The sequence below is a fragment of the Salimicrobium halophilum genome (assembly GCF_900100295.1).
GTDB lineage: Bacteria > Bacillota > Bacilli > Bacillales > Halobacillaceae > Salimicrobium > Salimicrobium halophilum.
This window is the reverse complement of the sequence record NZ_FNEV01000004.1, coordinates 77452-97631: the sequence shown is the minus strand read 5'-3', so window position 1 is coordinate 97631 and position 20180 is coordinate 77452. Positions and strand designations below refer to the sequence as shown.

The window sequence follows — 20180 nt, the reverse complement described above, 5'->3', positions numbered from 1 at the left end:
CAAGATTCGGATTTGTGTGAAAGCGGTTGAAGCTTCCGGATTCAAGAACTACGAGGAGGGAAACATATGGATTATCGTAAAGAGGCGGAACAGATACTAGAAGCCCTCGGCGGTAAAGAGAACGTAAACGCAGCAACTCACTGTGTCACTCGTCTTCGTCTGGCACTTAATGATGAAGGGATCGTTGACCAGGAAAGGCTGGATAATCTCGATGCTGTAAAGGGATCGTTTTCTGCGAACAATCAATTCCAGGTCGTTATAGGTCAGGGAACAGTTGATAAAGTATACAATGAATTTATTGAGCTTGCCGGTATAGGGGAAGCGACGAAAGAAGAAGTGAAAGAACAGACAGAAGATAAGATGAACCCGCTCCAGCGCGGGGTGAAAACGCTGGCGGACATATTCATTCCGATTCTTCCGGCCATCATTACGGCAGGTCTTCTGCTCGGGCTGAATAACCTTCTGACAGGAACAGGCATATTTTTCGATGATCAGTCAGTTATAGACGTTTATCCGCAATGGTCCGGCCTTGCCAACATGATTATCGTCATCGCGAACACCGCCTTCGTGTTCTTACCCGCACTGATCGGTTGGTCAGCTGCGAAACGGTTCGGCGGGACACCGCTGCTCGGTATGTTGATCGGTCTCGTGCTCGTGAACCCGGAACTGTTGAGTGCTTATGCGTACGGTAATGCTGTAGAAGAAGGTACCGTTCCGGTCTGGGATCTATTCGGATTCGAAGTGGACAAGATCGGTTATCAGGGGCAGGTATTACCGGTGCTCGTGGCGGCATGGGTTCTTACGAAAATCGAATTATTCTTACGTAAAAGAATTCCGGAAAGTATCCAGTTATTGATTGTAGCGCCTGTCGCATTGCTCGTAACAGGGTTCCTGACCTTCATTCTGATCGGACCTATTACATTCGCTATCGGTAACGGAATCAGTGATGGATTCATAGCTCTCTTTGATATGGCAGCCTGGCTCGGCGGTCTGATCTACGGTGGTCTGTACGGGGCTCTCGTTATCACAGGGATGCACCATACTTTCCTTGCTGTCGATATCCAGCTTGTCGGAAGCACAGGAAGCACCTTCTTATGGCCGATGCTTGCACTGTCGAACATTGCGCAAGGGTCTGCGGCATTCGCTATTTTCCTTGCAACGAAAGATGAGAAATTGAGAGGATTGAGTGGGTCTTCTGGTCTTTCCGCATGGCTCGGTATTACAGAACCGGCTCTATTCGGGGTCAATTTACGGTTCAAATATCCGTTCGTCATTTCTCTTATTTCGTCTGCGATCGCCGGACTTTACATCTCGTCTCAAGGAGTGCTCGCTACCTCTATCGGGGTCGGCGGTGTGCCAGGAATCTTTTCCATCATGAACCAGTACTGGGGAGACTTCCTCATCGGGATGGCAATCGTAATCGTTCTGCCACTCGCAGGAACGTATCTGTATGCAAAACGTAAAAAGGACGTATAAATGAATTATTCCAGCCGTGTGGGTGCTTACCTTACACGGCTGCTTGATTAAGTGAAGAAAAAGGAGGCGTTTTCATGACTTCAGCATCATGGTGGCAAAAGGCAGTCGTGTATCAGATTTATCCGAAAAGCTTCAACGATACGACCGGGAACGGAACCGGGGATATTCAGGGTATTATAGAAAAACTCGATTACATCAAGGAACTCGGAGCGGACGTCATCTGGCTGACTCCCGTGTACAAGTCTCCGCAAAATGATAATGGTTATGACATCAGCGATTACTTCGACATCCACGAAGAATACGGAACGATGGAAGATTTCGATCGTCTTCTTGAAGAAGCACATCAGCGTGGAATCAAGGTCATCATGGACATCGTCGTGAACCACACGTCGACCGAGCACCAGTGGTTCCAGGAATCGATGAAATCGAAGGATAACCCATACCGGGATTATTATATCTGGAAAGATCCAGTGGACGGAGAAGAGCCGACCAACTGGCAGTCGAAGTTCGGAGGGAACGCCTGGCAGTATGATGAAAAGACAGGGCAGTACTACCTGCACCTGTTTGACGTAACGCAGGCAGACCTGAACTGGGAGAACGAAGAAGTACGCAGAGATGTATATGAGATGATGAAGTTCTGGGCGGAAAAAGGGATCGACGGGTTCCGACTCGATGTCATCAATCTCGTATCCAAAGACCAGCGCTTCCCTAATGATGATACGGGAGACGGGCGTAAATTCTACACAGACGGTCCACGTGTCCATGAGTACATGCACGAAATGAACCGGGAAGTGTTTGCCCCTTATGATCTGATGACGGTAGGGGAAATGTCCTCCACGACGATCGATCACTGTGTAAAATATACCCGCCCGGAACGTCAGGAGCTTAGTATGACGTTCAGTTTCCACCACTTGAAAGTCGACTATCCGAACGGGGAAAAGTGGACGAAAGCGCCGTTCGATCTTCAGGAATTGAAGCGGATCTTAAGCGAGTGGCAAGTGGGCATGCACGAAGGCGGAGGCTGGAATGCGCTGTTTTGGTGCAACCACGATCAGCCGCGTGTCGTCTCGAGATTCGGTGATGATTTCAAATATCGGGTAACATCTGCAAAAATGCTTGCTACGACGATGCATATGATGAAGGGGACCCCTTACATTTATCAGGGAGAGGAAATCGGTATGCCGAACCCGGGCTTCGACTCCATCGATCAATACCGTGATGTGGAATCCCTGAACAGTTATGACATCATGAAGCAGGAAGGGAAATCCGAAGAAGAGGTCATGGGTATTCTGCAGCAGAAGTCGAGGGATAACAGTCGGACCCCTATGCAATGGAATAGCGGAAAGAACGCCGGATTCACTACTGGTACGCCGTGGATCGAGGTCCCGGAGAATTACAGGGACATCAACGCAGAGGCAGAGCTTCGGCAGGATGATTCTGTTTTTCAGCATTACCAGAAACTGATCGGGTTGAGGAAAGACTATGACATCATTACGGAAGGGAACTACGAACTTCTTCTGGAAGATGATGCAAGTTTGTTCGCGTATAAGAGAGAGACGGATACAGAGCGTCTTGTAGTTCTCAGTAACTTTTATAGTGAAAAAACTACCGCCCGGATTCCTGAGTCTCTTACAGGGGAAGCGCAGGTGTTGATCTCGAACCATGAGGACGCTCCTGATCTAACATCTGAAGTCGTCCTTCGTCCGTATGAATCCGTCGTTTATTACTTGCACAAAGACTGATATACTGACTATGGTGAAAAAATATGCAGAATAAATTTCTTACAATCTACAATGATCTCGTTCGGCAGATTCAGCGCGGCGAATACCACCCCGGTGAAATCCTTCCGTCTGAGCACGAACTGAAAGAAACGTACGAAACGTCGAGGGAGACGATCCGAAAGGCATTGAACCTGCTGGTGCAGAACGGGTACATCCACAAAGTGCGTGGGAAGGGATCGGTCGTACTGGACCACAGCAAGTTCGAATTCCCGGTTTCCGGTCTTACGAGCTTTAAAGAACTATCCGAGCAATTCGGCGGGGATATCCACACAACCGTCGAGCAGCTCTTTCTTTCAGAACCCGGTGAAGAACTTCAGAAGGCTCTTGGGTGTGAGGAAGACATACGCGTCTGGAACATTGTCCGAAGCCGGGAGATCAACGGCGAACGCATCATTTTGGATAAAGATTATCTCCGTCAGGACTACGTGAAAGGGCTGACGAAAGAGGTGGCTGAGGTTTCCATCTATGAATTCATCGAAGAAGAACTCGGTCTTGAGATAAGCTTTGCCAAAAAACAGATCGTCGTCGAAGAAGCGACGGAAGAAGACAAAAAATATCTCGACCTGAAGGAACACACCCAGGTGGTCGTTATCCGGAGTTACGTCTATTTGTCGGATGCTACGCTGTTCCAGTATACGGAATCGCGTCACCGCCCGGACAAGTTCCAGTTCGTCGACTTCGCGAGACGGGTGAAGTAATCCTGCAGTATATGAACTGCAGGATTATTCTTTTTTCGGTAAAATTGTTTTCTACCTGAGGAAGGTCAGAAGGCGATGCCATCACGCTGTTCATGTTACACTGAGAAAAAGACGAGGTGAGAGAGAATGTTTACAATCGGAGTTACGGAAAAACTGGCAAAATCTCTACCAATGGATAGGGAAGAAATCGATAAATCGGACATTCCTGATATTTATCGCTGGCAGATGAATCAATTCGTATTAGAAGACACGGAAGGGCTCATTCTCATGAATGACCGTACAGCGGTGACCCTTATTCTGTTCGGACTTGAAAAAGAGCAATATGAAAATATCGATAACGTGCTACGTGGTTCTTTGAAGCAGCTTCTTCAGATGCTTCATGTGAAAGAAGAGAGCAAAGATGATCTTCTGGAGCAATCGAAGAAGATTACGCTGACGAAGACGGATAATCGACGGACGCTCGGCCGGATGAATGAGGCGCTTAAGATGATGGAACGGTTCACAGATGGCAGAACCTATGAAGAGGTGGATGCCGTAGAAGTGAACCGCTGGATGAACGAAGAGATGCTTTATCTGACGCTTGAGCATAAGAATCCGATCGACGAATTGAATAGGTACTATGATCATAAGCATTCCTGAGGGGGGGTGCTTTTTCTTTTGCTCTTGTGCGCCGTTCGCGGGTGTGGTTCCTGTCTTGAGTGGGGCGCAAATGCTGTTGCTAACCACTCACAATCAAAAAGTGGTGCTGAACGTCGCGGTACTTAAGAACAGGGACACTCAGGGCACGAGCCGAGTCACGAGTGGAGGGCAAAGCTGGTATCAAGGTGTCTCCGCTTTTCTTTTTCAGATCCAGCTGCTAAAAACAGAAGTCCGAAATATAAGCAGCCAACCCAGTTTCGGGAAAGAACGCCCGAAGCGAGGCTCGTCTGCTTATATTTGAACTTCTAAATGTTCTTCTCCGCTTTTCCTTGTCTAGCTGCATCACCCAGAAACTCGAGCCATAAGCAACTTGAATCAAAGAAAGGGAGAGCGCCTTTCGTTGACCAAGTTGCTTATGGCTGAAGTTTCTAAGCGGGGTGATCCGCTTTTCTTCAATCCCATGAGTAATTTTCCAAGAATTCGGGTAAAGTTGTAGGAGGCACCATGAACATAGAAGAATTCTATTTTGATAAGGAGGGGTTTTGTGTGAGTTATAATGTCACACAAAAATTGATCAAAGATCACCTGGTTGAAGGTGAAATGAAACCTGGATCCGAAATCGGTCTGAACATCGATCAGACACTGACACAGGATGCTACAGGTACGATGGTAATGTTGGAGCTTGAAGCAATGGGCATCGACCGTGCAAAAACGGAAGCCTCTGCACAATATGTCGACCATAACCTGATTCAGGAAGACAGCAAGAACCCGGATGACCACTTGTTCCTTGAAAGCGCAGCCAAGAAATTCGGTTTGTACTACAGCCGTCCGGGTAATGGGGTCAGCCACCCGGTACACATGCAGCGTCTGGCGCGTCCGGGAAAAACACTTCTCGGTTCAGATAGTCATACATGCGCGAACGGTTGTATGGGAATGCTTGCAATCGGAGCGGGCGGCATCGACGTGGCGATGGCGATTGCCGGAGAACCGTTCCACGTAAAAATGCCGAAAGTCTGGGGCGTGAAAGTGACAGGAGAATTGCCGGACTGGGTAAGCGCCAAAGATGTGATTCTCGAGATGCTTCGCCGTCACGGTGTGAAAGGCGGGGTCAACCATGTATTCGAATACTACGGTCCAGGCCTTGAAAAACTTTCCGCGATGGATCGTCACGTCATCGCTAACATGGGAGCAGAACTCGGTGCTACCGGTACGGTTTTCCCATCTGATGAAGAAACGAAGAATTACATGACGCAGGAAGGTCGCGGAGACGAGTGGATCGAATTGAAAGCGGACGATGGAGCGGAGTATGATCGTCACGACGAGATCAATCTTTCCGAACTGGAGCCGCTTATTGCGAAACCATCGAGCCCCGGCAATGTCGTTCCGGTGAGCGAAGTGGAAGGCGAGCCGATCTATCAGTCTTATATCGGGTCTTCAGCGAACCCTGGGTATCGTGATTTCGCTATTGCTTCACAAATCGTGGAAGGGCGTCACATTGCAGAAGGGATTTCCCTTGACTTAAACCCGACGTCCCGCCAGATGCTGATCGATATGTCGAAGAACGGACATATTGCGAACTTCCTTCAGGCCGGCGCGCGTCTGCACCAGGCCGGTTGTAACGGATGTATCGGTATGGGGCAGGCTCCGGCTACGGGACGAAACAGTCTTCGTACCACACCGCGTAACTTCCCGGGACGTTCCGGTACGAAAGAAGACAGTGTCTTTCTATGTAGCCCGGAAACAGCGGCGGTTTCAGCGTTGTTCGGAAAGATCACTGATCCCCGCAACGCAGGATTCGATTATCCGAAAGTCGAGATGCCTGATCAGCCGACCGTGGACACACAACTGCTCGAACGTCCGGTGTCAGAGGATGAATCGAAGAACTATGAACTTGTGAAAGGTCCGAACATCGCTTCGATTCCGGAGATGGATGAATTGCCGAATGATATGGAACTACCGGTACTTCTGAAGATGGGCAATGATATTTCTACGGATGAAATCCTTGCCGGAGGCGCCCGTGTCCTTCCATACCGCAGTAACCTTCCGGAAATCAGTAAGTTCACTTTTGAAATCGTGGATGAAACGTATTATGATCGTGCGATGGAAGCTCGTGATGACGGCGGACATGCGGTCGTCGGAGGTACGAATTACGGACAGGGCTCCAGTCGTGAACACGCTGCCTTAGCACCGCGTTTCTTAGGTATGAAAGTGGCGATTGTCCAGGACTTTGCCCGTATCCACTGGCAGAACCTTGCCAACTTCGGTGTTCTTCCGCTTACATTCGTAAATGAAAGCGACTGGGATGAAATCAGTCAGGGAGATACCCTCGTATTCTCCGGCCTTCGTGATAAGATACGTGAAGGAAATGAACTTGAAGTAGAAGTAAAAGGTAAAGATAAGAAGATCAAAGTGGAACATGCTCTGTCTGAACGTCAGATTGAGATTATGGAAACTGGTGGTCTGATCAACTGGGTGAAAGATCGTCTGGAAAAATAATGAAGCAAAACAAGAGCCGTCAGGGTATCCCTGACGGCTCTTGTTACGTCCTTGTTGTTATTTTGATTCGATAAGAGAGAAACCTATGTATTCAAGGGCTTCTTCGACGTTCGAGACGGTTTTGATGCGCAGGTTTCTTAAAGCATCAAGCCCTGATTCCTGCATAGCGATGGACGGGGTGATCCCTGTGAGAATCGGAATGATTCCCATAACCTGAAGGGCCTGCAGGATTTCCACGACGACATAGGGGAACTTTCCGTTCAGGACGACAAGTTCGGATAATTCGATGATAAAATAATCGATTTCGTGTTGAGCGGCGTACCGAAGCACATCGGCTGTCAGTTTGTCGGCTCTTTCGTCGTCCACGATTCCCTGCAGTGTCAGAACGGAAACTCCTTGTGTGATAGGGAGTATCGGCACATTTAACAAGGACATATTGAACTGTGTATAGTCGAGCTCAATCAAATAAGAGAGAATATTAGCAATGGACCGGAGAAATTCTACGTCTTCCTCTGAAAAGTTTTTCTCTTCCTGATCCAGAACGCACAGCGTACCGAAGATTTCACCCTTCTGGTCGCGAAGGGTAACGCCGAGAAACCCTTTCATCTCCAAATCGTTTGCGACTTCCAGCTCTCTGGTCAATTCATCCCCCATCGTGTTGCTCGAGTTGAAGGTGTTGTTTTCGCCGTTGATGACTACGCGACAAACAGCCCCGCTGTATTCGACTTCTAGTCCTTCCGGTACAAGTTCTTCTTTATTGTTATGAGAGCTTAGGACGGTCATCGCTGTGTCCCCGCGCTTTGCGACGTAGGCTGATTGGACATTAAGGTGACTCGTGATCAGCTCGAATATTTTTTCAGATGCTTTCCTCAGCGACTGAAATGTTTCTACGCTTTCTTGATTTTTCATAGAAATATCGATTCCTTCCTTAACGTGTGTCTTCTTTCTATTCTACTTCTTTCTTCCATATGCAATCAAATAGTTGAGAATGGCCAGTGTTAGAAAGATAAGCAAAAGGAAGGTAGCAAGCGTAAATAAGAGGTTCTCGGAGTAATTTTTTATAGCTATGCCGAATGCGGACCAGATGAATACAAACGGCACGACTACATTTTTCTCGATTTTAAGGAAATACACCCCTGCCAGCCCCACCAAAACAAGTGCTGCATAAGCGATGATCCAGTGTAGAAGACTGCTGATCTCAACACTTGCGACCAGCCAGTACTGAGCATTCGTGAGCGTAGCGACGATGATCCAGCCGAGATAGATCGATATAGGGAAGACGTATCGACGCTTTGGATTCACCAACCGCTGAGCCTGATACAGAGCATAGATGGACAACAAGTGAAGGGTGATATTCAAGAGAGCGATGCCGTCGAAGAGAAAGTGCCATAGCACTATCCAGGAAATGTTGAATAGGCACGTTAATAGGAATAGAAGAAACAGAGAGTTCGTCAGCTCCTGTTTTTTCAAGGTAAAAGTGAGGAGCCAATAGAATAGTGAAAGGTAAATGATGCTCCATATACTGAACGTGAATCCGGCGGGAGTGAAGTAGACGGTATACATATTCGAAACCTCGCCGGTTGTGTAACCGTTCAATGGAAGAATGTTCGCGAGCACGTTCATAGCTACCATAACGAAGAACGCTATGTACATGATGAATAATTTCTTCTTCATAAAAACACCTTCTTTCTAGTAAAGGTGTACCCTTTACTGAAAGAAGGTAGTCAAAGGAAACGGTTATTTTTTAGAGTGGAGCGGCTTCAGATTATTTTCGATATCCTCTCGTCTTTCTTCAAGGAAAGGCGGAAGGGCGAGGCTTTCACCAAGGGAATCCATCGGTTCATCAGTGTCGAAGCCGGGACCGTCCGTTGCTAATTCGATAAGAATATGGTTCGGCTCACGGAAATAAAGTGACTGGAAATAGTAACGATCGACGAGTCCTGAGTTCACAAGACCAGCCTCCTGGATACGCTGGACCCATTTCTCCAGCTCATCTTTGTCATGCACCCGAAAAGCGGCATGATGGACGCTTCCTTTACCAGGACGTTCCCGAGGAAGGGAGCTATCCTCGATTACGTGGATTTCCGCTCCGGTTCCACCTTCTCCTGCTGAGAAACGGTGGATATTCTCCTCCTCATCTATCTTTTCGAATCCGAGAATGTCAACAAGAATCTGTTCTGTCGGCTCCAGGGCAGGCACGGTGAAATAGACAGGACCAAGTCCCTGAATAGCATACTCATATGGGATATCGTCCGTTTCCTGTCTCACACCGGGAGCTACGCCCTGATTATTTTCATCAGAGACGAGTGCGAGACGCTGGTCTTCCGGGTCACGGAAAAATAACATCTGACGTCCGAAGCGCGTAATGATCGGTTCTACGGAAAGCTCGTCTTCTTCCAATCTTTTTTGCCAAAAGGAGAGAGCTTCATCGCTCGGTACGCGAAGAGAGGTCGTAGAGATGCTATTGGTCCCTTCGTACGTGTTTCCGAGCATCGGTATTTCAAAAAATGTGAAATCCGTTCCTGGATTCCCTTCCGCATCTGCATAGAATAAGTGGTACATGGAAGGGTCGTCCTGATTGACCGTTTTCTTGACGAGACGGAGTCCCATCACTTCTGTATAGAAATCGTAGTTGTCCTGAGCATATTTGGTAATGGCTGATACGTGGTGAATCCCTTTGATTTCCACGGGATCGCCTCCTTTTATCTTGAATTCAAGATAATTATAATAGAAAAAAAGAAAAAAGTCAAAGATCCTCCTCCTTGGAAGGAAAGTGTGATATATTTCCAAACAGACAGAAAGGATGGGGGAAGACGATGGCCTGGGATATTTTGAATATGATCGCGGTCATGGCTTTTGCGTTCAGTGGAGCGATTGTAGCTATGAGTGAGCGTTATGATATTTTCGGCACGTATATGCTAGGGTTGGCTACAGCTTTTGTCGGAGGGATTATACGGAACATCGCTTTGGACGTGCCGGTTGTACACGTATGGGAGCAGGGAATCTTCTTCTATGTGGGGATCGCAACGATTACGGTAGCGTATTTCTTTCCGAAAAGCTGGGTCATGTTCATGGACCGATGGAACGTTTACACGGATGCGATCGGGTTATCGGCGTTTGCGATTGGCGGGGCCATGTTCGCGATGGATCAAGGGTTTCCGCTCGGAGGTGTGATGTTCGCTGCTCTTCTTACCGGCGTAGGGGGAGGGATGACGCGTGATGTGCTTGCGCAAAGACGTCCGATGGTTCTGCACCAGGAGATCTATGCTGTATGGGCGATGGCAGCGGGATTTGTCGTCGGTATGGGATGGGTGAATCTCGATAGTGTCGTGCAGATGTATAGTCTGTTTGTTGCTGTCATCGCTTTGAGGATCACTTCTTTCCATATGGGATGGCACCTTCGTTTCCGGGATTTTTACCGGATTTAGGAGAATCAGAGCGAGCTTGATCGGATATGAGGTAGTTTTCGAAGTGGTTAAGTCAAAAGCGCCTTATAAAAAATTTCATGGCATAGTTTAAGCTGTAGCTTTTGGAAAGATAGCTGAATTCATAAGTTATAAGCCGTTTTTCTATTTTCTATAGGGAAAAGTGTCTCATACGACTTTTACAAAAAAGACCTGTACAGGAAGTCGTCTTCCCGTACAGGTCTTTATCTTTTAATATCTGAATAGATCCCCGGAGAGGTATCGCTCGCCAGTGTCCGGTGCAATGACGACAATAACGTCTTCCGGATTCATACGCTTGGCTACTTCAATGGCAGCCCAGCAACTGGCTCCACAGGATGTTCCGAGAAGGAGCCCTTCTTCACGGGCTAGTCTTCTTGTGATGTCGTAAGCATCTTCATCTGTCACCTGAAGGATCTCATCATAGATCTCCTGGTTCAAAATATCAGGGATGAAACCCGGGCTTGTTCCGACGAGTTTATGCTTTCCAGGTTTGCCGCCGGAGAGAACAGGGGACCCTGCAGGTTCAGCAACGTGGATGCTTACGTCGGGATAGAATTTCTTCAATTCTTCACCGGTGCCGGTGATAGTCCCGCCCGTTCCCGCAGTGGAAACGAAAGCAGAAAGAGGTTTTCCGAGCTCTTCCATCGCTTCTTTGATTTCCACAGCTGTCGTGTGACGGTGGGCATCGGGGTTTGCGAAGTTCTCGAACTGCATCGGCATGAAGCTGTTGTCGATCTCTTTCGTCAGTTCTTTCGCTTTTGCGATGGCTCCGGGCATCTTCTCACTACCGGGAGTCAAAACGATTTCCGCTCCATACGCTTTCAACAGGTTGATGCGTTCCTGCGTCATCGTATCGGGCATGACTAAGATGGCATGATAGCCGCGCGCAGCCGCGTTCATCGCAAGGCCGATTCCGGTGTTCCCGCTCGTCGGCTCGATGATTGTTGCACCCGGTTTGAGGTGACCATCTTCTTCAGCCTGTTTCATCATCTGGAAAGCAGCCCGATCTTTTACGCTGCCGCTCGGGTTGAAGCGTTCAAGCTTCATGTAAATAGTGGCTCCATTTTCCGGTGCCAGTCGATTCAATTTGACGAGCGGTGTATCTCCGATCAGGTCGGCAATATTATTTACTACATCCATTGCGGGTCACATCCTTTAATTGTTGTCATTATTGAACTCAAGGTCGTTGTTCGCTACGACTTGCTGGGCGAGTTGGAAACTATCTTTTGGTACAGCTATTCTAAAGGCGAGCTGGTCGGATTTCAAATTAAACCGTTCGACTCCCAGCTGAAAATTGCTCTCTGTTTCCATCTGGGTCAGGGCGACATAAATGTTCTCTTCTTCCGGATTCACGACGACCCACTCAGGAAGATCATAATTCTTCTTGACGAATTCCAATACTTTGTTGCTCGGAAGAGGGAGCTTCCCAAGAGATATGCCGCGCTGTTCAAGAATAAGGTCGCCATTATCCTCGACGACGGGCTCGAGTTCGACGGTGATCGGAATGACCTGGTCGAACGCCCGGATATTACCGGTCAATTCTACGTATTCATCCAGAGATATGGAATAGTTGAAGATCGTCTGGGATGATAATTCATTCAGGTATTCATTAGTAAGCTGCTCTAAATTATCTTTTGTGGACACAATCGTAAATTCAGCGTCCGTATTGGTACGTTCCCGGTCGACATTCACAAGGGTGTAGTCGGTCGGGAGGAACACCAGGGCCAACAGCCAAAGGATGATGCCCAAGTTCACAAGTACAAGGCCAAAGAACGCGCTTCTCCATTTGTTATCAATGATGAGATCCTTCAAACGTTTCAAATTGAACTCCACCTAGTTATTGTTCTTCAATATCATCTCTTATATATTCTAACACGCGTTCCGCTATCCGTTTATACCCCAGTTCATTCGGATGGAAATTATCTTCCCACAGCAGATCCTCTTCCGTACTTTCGAAGATGTCTCTGATCGGAATGAAGGAGATATTGGTGAACTCCGTCATCACCTGCTTGCTGATCCGGTTCCAATCGCTCATGATCTGGTTCAGTTCCGGAATATGATTAAAATATTGATTGAACGGATTGTAGACCCCGAGCATATAAATGTCCGCATCCGGATTCAACTCCCGGGTTTTCGTGAATATTTTGCGCAAATTCGCTTCATAATCGCTCTGCGCTTCTACGAATTGCTGATAGTCGAGAGAGGCCACGTTATCTTTTACAACTTTCATGACGTCATTGGCACCGATCGTAATAAGGACAAGGTCCGCCTGTTCAATGGATTCCTTGATTTCTTCCTGTTCCATCCGTTTCAACAGTTGATCGGTGCGGTTGCCCCTTTTGCCGAAATTATCGATCTGTACCCTTTCCGCGGCTGTTTCGGTGTTCTGATTGATCGACTCTTCCAAAATTCCGATATACCCGCCTTTTTCCGTCCCATCTCCAACACCCTGGGTAAGGGAGTCACCCATAGCGGTTATATTCAGATCATTTCGTATAAAGAGAGTACGGGCACTTTCGAGTACACTCGAGAATGCGTCTCTTATGTCTTCGCTTAAGCTTGCGTCTTCTTCTGGTTCTTCTTCCGTGTCCGTCTCGTTCTCAGGAGGAGAGGTCGCTGTTTCTTCTTCAGGTTCTGCAGGGGGTGAAACCTGTGGTGAAGAAGGTTCTTCTTCTGAAAGGGGTGTTCCGAATAACAGAAAGAGACCGGAGAGGGTCGCAAGAAGAACGATGATCATAATCGTCCATTTTTTTATCATAATCGCTCACCTGATGGTTTATTTTCTGTGAAGTTTCAAATATCCGTTTCATTTTGCTGCGAAGCCGGGAAATTCAAGTATCTATCTCGGAGCAGGCCACTTAGTATGCGATAGTTTTCAAATCTGTATTCGGAAAAGTGTCTTATAAAAATCACTATCCGACACTTTCTGATTCATCAGGATGTGAAAGCATTTCATATTAGTTTTTATGCGATGCTTTTGATAATCAGATTGTGCGAAAGCACCTCATATTCTTGCCTGCTCACGTCGGGCTTCTAGGCGGGAAGTTTCTGCTTCCTTTACTCAGTCCAGCTACAACTTCCAGAAGCCCGTGACCTAAGCAGCCCCATCAAAGAAAGGAAAGGACGCCTTTCTTATGATAGGTCTGCTTAGCTCAGAGCTTCTAAGCGGGAAATTTCCGCTTCCTTTACTCAGTCCAGCTGCGAAGCCCAGAAGTCCGTAACATAAGTAGCCACCTCTGTTTCGGAGAAAAGCATCCGAAGCCAGAGCCGTCTACTTATGTTAGAACTTCTGAACGGGCTTCTTCACTTCCTTTACTATTATACCACTTTCCACGGGGTGTATAATATACATACGAAAGTCAGGAAGGAAAAAAGGTGATGTTGAATGGAATCGGTGAAAATTTCTGTTCGGGAACTTGCGGAGTATGCTCATAGACGCGGTGATATCGATGAGAGGTTCCGCTCCCGGAAAGCATTGACGGAAGGGACGGCGATTCACCAGGAGGTTCAGAAAGAATACAAAGATACAGAAGAGAGAGAAGTGTATCTTGAATACGTATATGAAACGTCGGAGGCTCATTTTCATATCCATGGCCGCTGTGACGGTGTTTTGTTTGAAGAGGATGGTCCTGTCATCGATGAGATCAAGTCGACAGCGCTTGAGGTCGAGGAGCTTGAGGAAGACCGCTTCCCGGAGCATTGGGGTCAGGCTTACGGGTATGCGTTTCTATATTGTAAACAAGAGGACCTGCCAGGGATGCACGTACAACTGACATACGTCCAGAAAACGTCCAAACAGAAAGAGCGCTACCGCCGCTATCTGTCTGTCACTCAGCTCGAAGAAGAAGTCGCTTACATGGTAAATGCTTATACACCTTATGCGTCTATCCTTCTTCGTATGCGCGAACAGAGGGAAAAGACGGTTCCTGATCTCGGTTTCCCTTTCCCTTCTTACCGGGAGGGACAGCGTACTTTTGCAGGAAGCGTGTATCGAACAGCTACAGAAGGGAGAACCCTTTTCGCACAGGCACCGACCGGCATCGGAAAAACGATTTCTTCCCTGTTTCCGGGAATCAAAGCACTTGGAGGAGAGTCTCTTGATCAGCTGTACTACGCGACGGCCAAGACGACGACGAGGGAAACGGCGGAAGAAGCGATCGGTCTTATGCAGAAGGAGGGCCTGTCTCTTACTTCCGTGACGCTGACCGCAAAGGAAAAGATATGTTTCCAGGAAGAGACGATTTGTCAGCCTGAGTATTGCCAATTTGCTGATGGGTATTACGATCGTATCAATGGAGCGCTCGTTGACATATTGACAGAAGAACCGCTGCTTTCCCGTGAAGTTATTGAGGCATACGCCAGGAAACATACGGTCTGTCCGTTCGAATTCTCCCTCGATCTTACGTATGCCGCTGATGTAACCATCGGGGATTACAACTACATCTATGATCCGAGAGTTGCCTTGAAACGCCTCTCCCGGGACCGGACGAAAAAAATGGGGCTGCTTGTTGATGAAGCGCACAACCTGGTGGAGAGAGCGAGGGATATGTACTCCGCTTCTCTCGTATCAAGCGAGTTCGAAGCCGTTTCTACTCTGGTCACGTCAGACTATATCAAGAAATTGGCGGATTCGATCCAATCGGATATCTCGACTCTTTTCCAGGAGCACGGGAGAGAATTTTCGACCGACGACATCCCCGGCCTGTTAGAAGAGAGGCTTGAAGCGTTCGTGGAAGAAATGGAAGCATATTTGCGCGACCTTCCCCCTGAAGAACAGGAAGATGACGTGATGAACGCATATTTCGTCGCTCAGCATTTCCTGAATATGCTTGAATTGAAAGACGATCATTTCGTTTATCTTGGGAAACAGGGGGAGGAGTTGAAGCTTTACTGTCTGAATCCGAGCGTCGTCGTGAGGAACGTTACAAAAGCGTACCGGTTCGCCGTCTATTTCTCCGCGACCCTTTCGCCATTCGCTTATTATAAAGAGATGCTCGGAGGGACGCCTGAGGATTATATTCTTCGTCTCCCTTCTCCTTTTAAAAAAGAACAGATCACGCCTGTATTCACACCGCTTTCCACCCGTTTCAAAGACAGGGAACGGACGGCGGAGCATATTGCGGATCAATTGAAGAAGCAGACGGAGGATCACCCGGGGAACCATCTCTTCTTTTTCCCATCTTATCATTATCTGGATCTTGTATATGCCTATGCTAAGAAATGGGGAAAGCGGGTGGTCGTCCAGGAACGCAACATGGATGAAGAAAGGAAGAAAGAGTTCCTCGATCAGTTCACGGAGCAGAGTGAAATCATAGGGTTCGCAGTGCTCGGTGGCGTTTTCTCGGAAGGGGTGGACCTGAAAGGGGAGCGGCTTGTCGGAGTAGCTATCGTCGGGGTTGCCCTTCCTCCCCGGAGTATTGAAAAAGAGTTGATTGAACAGTATTTCAAAGAACAGGGAAAAAATGGGTACTACTATGCCTATGTCTATCCGGGAATGAACAAAGTGCTCCAGGCCGGGGGAAGGTTGATCCGTTCCGAAGAGGACCACGGGGTGATTCAGTTTATCGACGATCGTTTCAAGACCCCTCTCTATCAGCAGCTGTTGCCGGACGAATGGCAACCGAGGTGAGTCAACCTTTTTTGGTAAAGTGAGGTTGACACATATGGCCGCTTTTATTAAAGTTAACCTATAAGATGAAGGAGGGTTAACACATGGAACGTACATATGATATTACCATCGGTGCGATGTTTGTGGCTCTTATGGCTATCGGGGCCAACATAACAGCGGTCGCTCCGTTCTTATCGGTGCTGGGCGTACCGCTTACACTGCAGACATTCGTCGCTATTTTGGCAGGCTTGATTCTCGGGAGCAGGCGAGGAGTGTTCGCAATGTTCGTCTATATGGTCATCGGGTTGATCGGCGTACCTATATTCGCAGGCTTCAAAGGAGGTATGGGGACGTTCATTGACCCGACGTTCGGATTCATTCTTTCTTTTATGGGAATCGCTTTTGTGGCGGGTAAAATCGCTGAGAATCGCCGTGAATTTCCGATGTATGTCACAGCTTCCTTCGCAGGTCTTGCTGTCAATTACGTCATCGGTGTGACGTGGATGTATGCAGCTTTGTCTCTGTGGGTTGGCGAGGGTGCAGGCATCAGCTACACAACTGCCTGGGCCAGCATGATTCCTTTCCTTGTGAAAGACGGGGCCCTTGCATTCGTAGCTGCAGTAGCAGCCACCCGCCTGGAAGGTTCCTTCCTGAAAAATACGAGATTAAGACAAAAACAGGCGTCCTCCTTGTGAGGATGCCTGTTTTAATAATGGGGGAAAAGGGTAATCTTATATTATTCTTTCGATTGCGGAAACATTCCGTTCCAATAGAAGTCAACGATGGCTTCAGCCGATTCTTCCGTCGAAGGAAACAAGGGCCTGTGATCCTGATCCCGATAATTTCCGAGACGAAGAAGCGTAACATAGGTCTGGACCGCGAACTTCAGCGGGACGGATGGAATCTCCCCCTGGTCCATTGCCCGCGTGAAGGCTTCTTCAAGTGTCGTATTCATGGTATCTTCGGCTTCCTGCATCGCTTTCTGCTGTTCTTCGGAAAGAGAGGCCTTCGTTTCCCGTAGGAATCCTTCCATGTCGATGTGGAACGTCGCCTTTAGGTGAGCGTTTGTTATGCGAAGAAGTTTATCATAAAGGGAATCATCTGCACGCAGGACTTTCTCCATTTGTGCGCGGATCGTCTCCATCATATCTTCCATCATTTTCGTGAAAAGCTCCGCCTTGGTTTCATAATAATAGTAGACAGTGGCTTTCGTCACTCCGCAATGGCGGGCAACGTCATCGATGGACACACGCTGATACCCGTACTCCATGAACAGCGTTTGAGCTGATTGTAAAATGGCTTCTGAGGTCGGTTGTTTCTGTTCTGACGCTTTAGGTCGTCCGGGAGATTTCTTGTGGCCATTCTCCATAACTTCATCCCTTTCCTGAGGCGGTTCGATTTTCCTAATTGTACCACGAATCAGATGACTAGATAATTAACTGACTAGTATATATAATTCTAGTATGAAACAAAAATAGACAAAGTGGGTGAAGAGATGAGAAATGTATGGAAGAACTGGGGGAATTTCGTTGCCGCCTCCAAAACGAGATGGGTGACACTTCTTATATGGGTGGCCATCGTCGCCGTCGTATCGGTGATATGGCCGCAGGTGAATGATGAAACGACCGGTGGCAGTCAGCTACTGCCGGAAGATGCCATGTCGGTGGAAGCATCGAATATAGCGGATGAACAATTTCCGAATGATGCAGGAGTTCCACTGTTACTTGTCTGGCATAGAGACGGAGGGCTTGAACAGGAGGATCTCGCTGATATCCAGGAGTTCTACAGCAATCTCGAAGAGGACCCTCTGGAGTACCAGTCTATGATACCTCCATTTGCGGAACTGCCGCCACAGGCATTGCTTGAATCCGCTTCTGAAGATGAAGAAGCACTGACCACACCGGTATTTTTCAGTACAGAGGCGAACGCGGAAGACCTTCAGCCGGTGCTCGCTACTGTGCAGGAACGTATTACGGAAGTCACCGGGGAGAATTATTTTGATACGGATCTATCTGAAGACGGGATGCATGTCCGTTATACGGGAGCCGTAGGGATTCAGGTGGACTCAACAGAGCTTTTCAGTAATGCAGATGTAACGCTGCTGATAGCTACTGTTCTGCTAGTGCTATTTTTACTCGTTATCCTATACCGTTCACCGATTCTTGCTGTGGTGCCGCTTGTAGCGGTAGGGTTCGCCTATGGTATCATCAGTCCGCTCCTCGGTTTCTTCGCCGATCAGGGATGGATCGTCGTTGATTCCCAGGCCGCTTCGATTATGACGGTTCTCCTGTTCGGGGCAGGGACGGATTATTGTCTGTTCCTCATTACCAGATACCGGGATGAACTGTTGATGGAGCCGAACAAATACAAAGCGATTACAAAAGCGATTGCTCATTCCGGCGGTGCCATCGTGATCAGTGCACTTACTACAGCTGTAGGTCTGTTTACATTGGTGCTTGCGCAATACGCTTCCTATGATCGGTTCGCCGTACCGTTCAGTGTAGCCATCATCATTATGGCGATCGCTGTATTGACACTGCTTCCGGCTATTCTCGCTTTGATCGGCCGGGCTGCATTCTTCCCGTTTATTCCTAGAACGGAAAGTATGATCAAAGAACTCGAGTCCAAGAAAGGTAAAAAAGTGAGACGACCGAAAACGAGAAGTCGTTTCAGTAAGTGGACAGGGAATATCACCGTCCGCAAGCCTTGGACAATTATCGTTGTCACCGTCGTCGTTCTCGGGATTCTTGCATTATTCGTCCCTCGGATCAACTATACGTACGGAGTGTTCGATTCTTTTCCGGAAGATATGCCGTCCCGTGAAGGTTTCTCCATTATCGGCGAGCATTATCCGGACGGGGAGGTTGCTCCGGCCCAGGTTCTCGTGAAGACGGAGGAAGACGTATCTTTGCAGGAAGACATTGCTTCGCTTGATAACGTAGAAAGTGTCGGAGAACCGGAAACAGGGGAGGAGGATGCGAGCTACAAGCAGTACAGCGTGACTCTATCCATCGACCCTTACTCCGAAGAAGCGGTTAATTTTGTTCCGGAGTTGAAAAATGAAGTAGAAGGGTGGCTTGAGGAAGCAGGAGTCGAGAATCCTGAAGATCAGGTATGGATTAACGGGGAGACGGCCGGTCTCTATGATACGGAGCAGGTGACAAGCAGTGACCAGAACCTTATCATACCGGTTGTTCTCGTAATCATCGCCTTGATTCTTGTTTCTTACTTGAAATCCGTCGTTGCGATGGGCTACCTGCTGCTGACAGTCGGTTTATCCTATCTGTCGGCGCTCGGTCTCGGCTGGATCATCATCCATTACTTTATGGGAGCCTCCGCGATGCAAGGGCTGATCCCGCTTTATTCTTTCGTATTCCTGGTTGCTCTCGGGAATGACTACAACATTTTCATGATCTCGAGCATTTGGAAAAATAGGGAGCACATGAAACTTGATGAAGCGATCAGTGATGGGGTGAGCAGTACCAGCAGTGTAATCACATCTGCCGGGCTGATCTTGGCAGGAACGTTCGCTGTACTTGCCGTCTTGCCGCTGCAGGTACTCGTCCAGTTCGGTACGGTTACAGCAGTCGGTGTCCTCATTGACACATTCGTTGTCCGTCCGTTCCTTGTCCCGGCGATTACGAAGGTGTTAGGAAGATACTCCTTCTGGCCTGCGAAAATCTCCAAAACGAAAGATGACCAAGTATATGTAAGAGAAGAAAAATAATACGAAAAAGAAGCGGAGCCGCTCGTGGCTCCGCTTTTCTATGCTTCTTTCCTCCGCTCTCAATCTTATCGAGCTAGGAAGAACAGAAGCCCGAAAGATAAGCAGCCAACCCTGTTCGGGGAAAAACGCCCGAAGCGAGGCTTGTCTGCTTATCTTTGAGCTTCTGAACGTTCTTCTCCGCTCTCAATCCTATCCAGCTACATCACCCAGAAACCCGAGCCTTAAGTAGGCAGGATAAGAGAAAGGAAAGAGCGCCTATCATCTTACCTGCCTACTTATGACTGAGGTTTCTAAACGTTCTTCTCCGCT

At 48.1% G+C, this 20180-nt stretch carries 16 protein-coding genes; 9 read left to right on the top strand and 7 right to left on the bottom strand.

The genetic code is table 11. From position 1 onward, the window contains the following. Positions 1–66 precede the first annotated feature (66 nt). The 5 genes from treP (at position 67) to BLQ44_RS07655 (ending at position 7090) form a co-directional block, all read left to right on the top strand. Positions 67–1476, top strand: coding sequence for a PTS system trehalose-specific EIIBC component (gene treP / locus BLQ44_RS07680; RefSeq protein ID WP_093193314.1), 1410 nt, complete (start codon positions 67–69; stop codon positions 1474–1476). 74 nt (positions 1477–1550) lie between these two features. Further along, on the top strand, positions 1551–3218 hold the full coding sequence (gene treC / locus BLQ44_RS07675; protein WP_093193313.1) for an alpha,alpha-phosphotrehalase: 1668 nt from the start codon (positions 1551–1553) through the stop codon (positions 3216–3218). Between the two features lie 23 nt (positions 3219–3241). Beyond that, on the top strand, positions 3242–3955 hold the full coding sequence (gene treR, locus BLQ44_RS07670) for a trehalose operon repressor (RefSeq protein WP_093193312.1): 714 nt from the start codon (positions 3242–3244) through the stop codon (positions 3953–3955). 126 nt (positions 3956–4081) lie between these two features. Next, positions 4082–4594 (top strand): DUF6933 domain-containing protein, encoded by a 513-nt coding sequence (locus BLQ44_RS07665; protein ID WP_093193311.1) that lies wholly within the window; start codon positions 4082–4084, stop codon positions 4592–4594. 546 nt (positions 4595–5140) lie between these two features. Next, on the top strand, positions 5141–7090 hold the full coding sequence (locus tag BLQ44_RS07655) for an aconitate hydratase (RefSeq protein ID WP_093193512.1): 1950 nt from the start codon (positions 5141–5143) through the stop codon (positions 7088–7090). A 57-nt stretch (positions 7091–7147) separates the two neighbouring features. Here the strand turns inward: BLQ44_RS07655 and BLQ44_RS07650 are convergent, their stop codons facing one another. The 3 genes from BLQ44_RS07650 to BLQ44_RS07640 all read right to left on the bottom strand — a co-directional run bounded on the left by BLQ44_RS07650 (position 7148) and on the right by BLQ44_RS07640 (position 9778). Beyond that, positions 7148–7999 (bottom strand): GAF domain-containing protein, encoded by an 852-nt coding sequence (locus BLQ44_RS07650; protein WP_093193309.1) that lies wholly within the window; start codon positions 7997–7999, stop codon positions 7148–7150. A 42-nt stretch (positions 8000–8041) separates the two neighbouring features. Further along, the gene (locus BLQ44_RS07645) at positions 8042–8764 is read right to left on the bottom strand and encodes a tryptophan-rich sensory protein (protein ID WP_093193308.1); all 723 of its coding nucleotides are present in this window, start codon (positions 8762–8764) and stop codon (positions 8042–8044) included. Between the two features lie 63 nt (positions 8765–8827). Beyond that, positions 8828–9778 carry a ring-cleaving dioxygenase gene (locus BLQ44_RS07640; protein WP_093193307.1) on the bottom strand — a complete coding sequence of 317 codons (951 nt, stop codon included), beginning with the start codon at positions 9776–9778 and terminating at the stop codon, positions 8828–8830. Between the two features lie 128 nt (positions 9779–9906). On the opposite strand from BLQ44_RS07640, the gene BLQ44_RS07635 reads away from it, so the two are divergent. Then, positions 9907–10518 carry a trimeric intracellular cation channel family protein gene (locus BLQ44_RS07635; RefSeq protein WP_093193306.1) on the top strand — a complete coding sequence of 204 codons (612 nt, stop codon included), beginning with the start codon at positions 9907–9909 and terminating at the stop codon, positions 10516–10518. A 228-nt stretch (positions 10519–10746) separates the two neighbouring features. Here BLQ44_RS07635 and cysK read toward each other — a convergent pair whose 3' ends face one another. From cysK to BLQ44_RS07620, 3 genes are read right to left on the bottom strand one after another with little or no spacing between them, the layout of a single operon-like run. Further along, positions 10747–11676, bottom strand: coding sequence for a cysteine synthase A (gene cysK / locus BLQ44_RS07630; RefSeq protein WP_093193305.1), 930 nt, complete (start codon positions 11674–11676; stop codon positions 10747–10749). A 15-nt stretch (positions 11677–11691) separates the two neighbouring features. Continuing rightward, positions 11692–12357 (bottom strand): YpmS family protein, encoded by a 666-nt coding sequence (locus BLQ44_RS07625; RefSeq protein WP_093193304.1) that lies wholly within the window; start codon positions 12355–12357, stop codon positions 11692–11694. A gap of 16 nt (positions 12358–12373) precedes the next feature. Then, the gene (locus tag BLQ44_RS07620) at positions 12374–13294 is read right to left on the bottom strand and encodes an SGNH/GDSL hydrolase family protein (protein WP_093193303.1); all 921 of its coding nucleotides are present in this window, start codon (positions 13292–13294) and stop codon (positions 12374–12376) included. Between the two features lie 627 nt (positions 13295–13921). On the opposite strand from BLQ44_RS07620, the gene BLQ44_RS07615 reads away from it, so the two are divergent. Next, positions 13922–16165, top strand: coding sequence for a helicase C-terminal domain-containing protein (locus BLQ44_RS07615; protein ID WP_093193302.1), 2244 nt, complete (start codon positions 13922–13924; stop codon positions 16163–16165). Between the two features lie 83 nt (positions 16166–16248). Continuing rightward, positions 16249–16839 (top strand): biotin transporter BioY, encoded by a 591-nt coding sequence (locus tag BLQ44_RS07610; protein ID WP_093193301.1) that lies wholly within the window; start codon positions 16249–16251, stop codon positions 16837–16839. A gap of 41 nt (positions 16840–16880) precedes the next feature. On the opposite strand, the gene BLQ44_RS07605 is transcribed toward BLQ44_RS07610, so the two are convergent. Continuing rightward, a complete protein-coding gene (locus BLQ44_RS07605; RefSeq protein ID WP_093193300.1) occupies positions 16881–17513 on the bottom strand; it encodes a TetR/AcrR family transcriptional regulator in 633 nt (210 codons plus the stop codon). A 126-nt stretch (positions 17514–17639) separates the two neighbouring features. On the opposite strand from BLQ44_RS07605, the gene BLQ44_RS07600 reads away from it, so the two are divergent. Further along, complete coding sequence (locus BLQ44_RS07600) at positions 17640–19871, top strand: MMPL family transporter (RefSeq protein ID WP_093193299.1); 2232 nt, start codon at positions 17640–17642, stop codon at positions 19869–19871. Positions 19872–20180 lie beyond the last annotated feature (309 nt).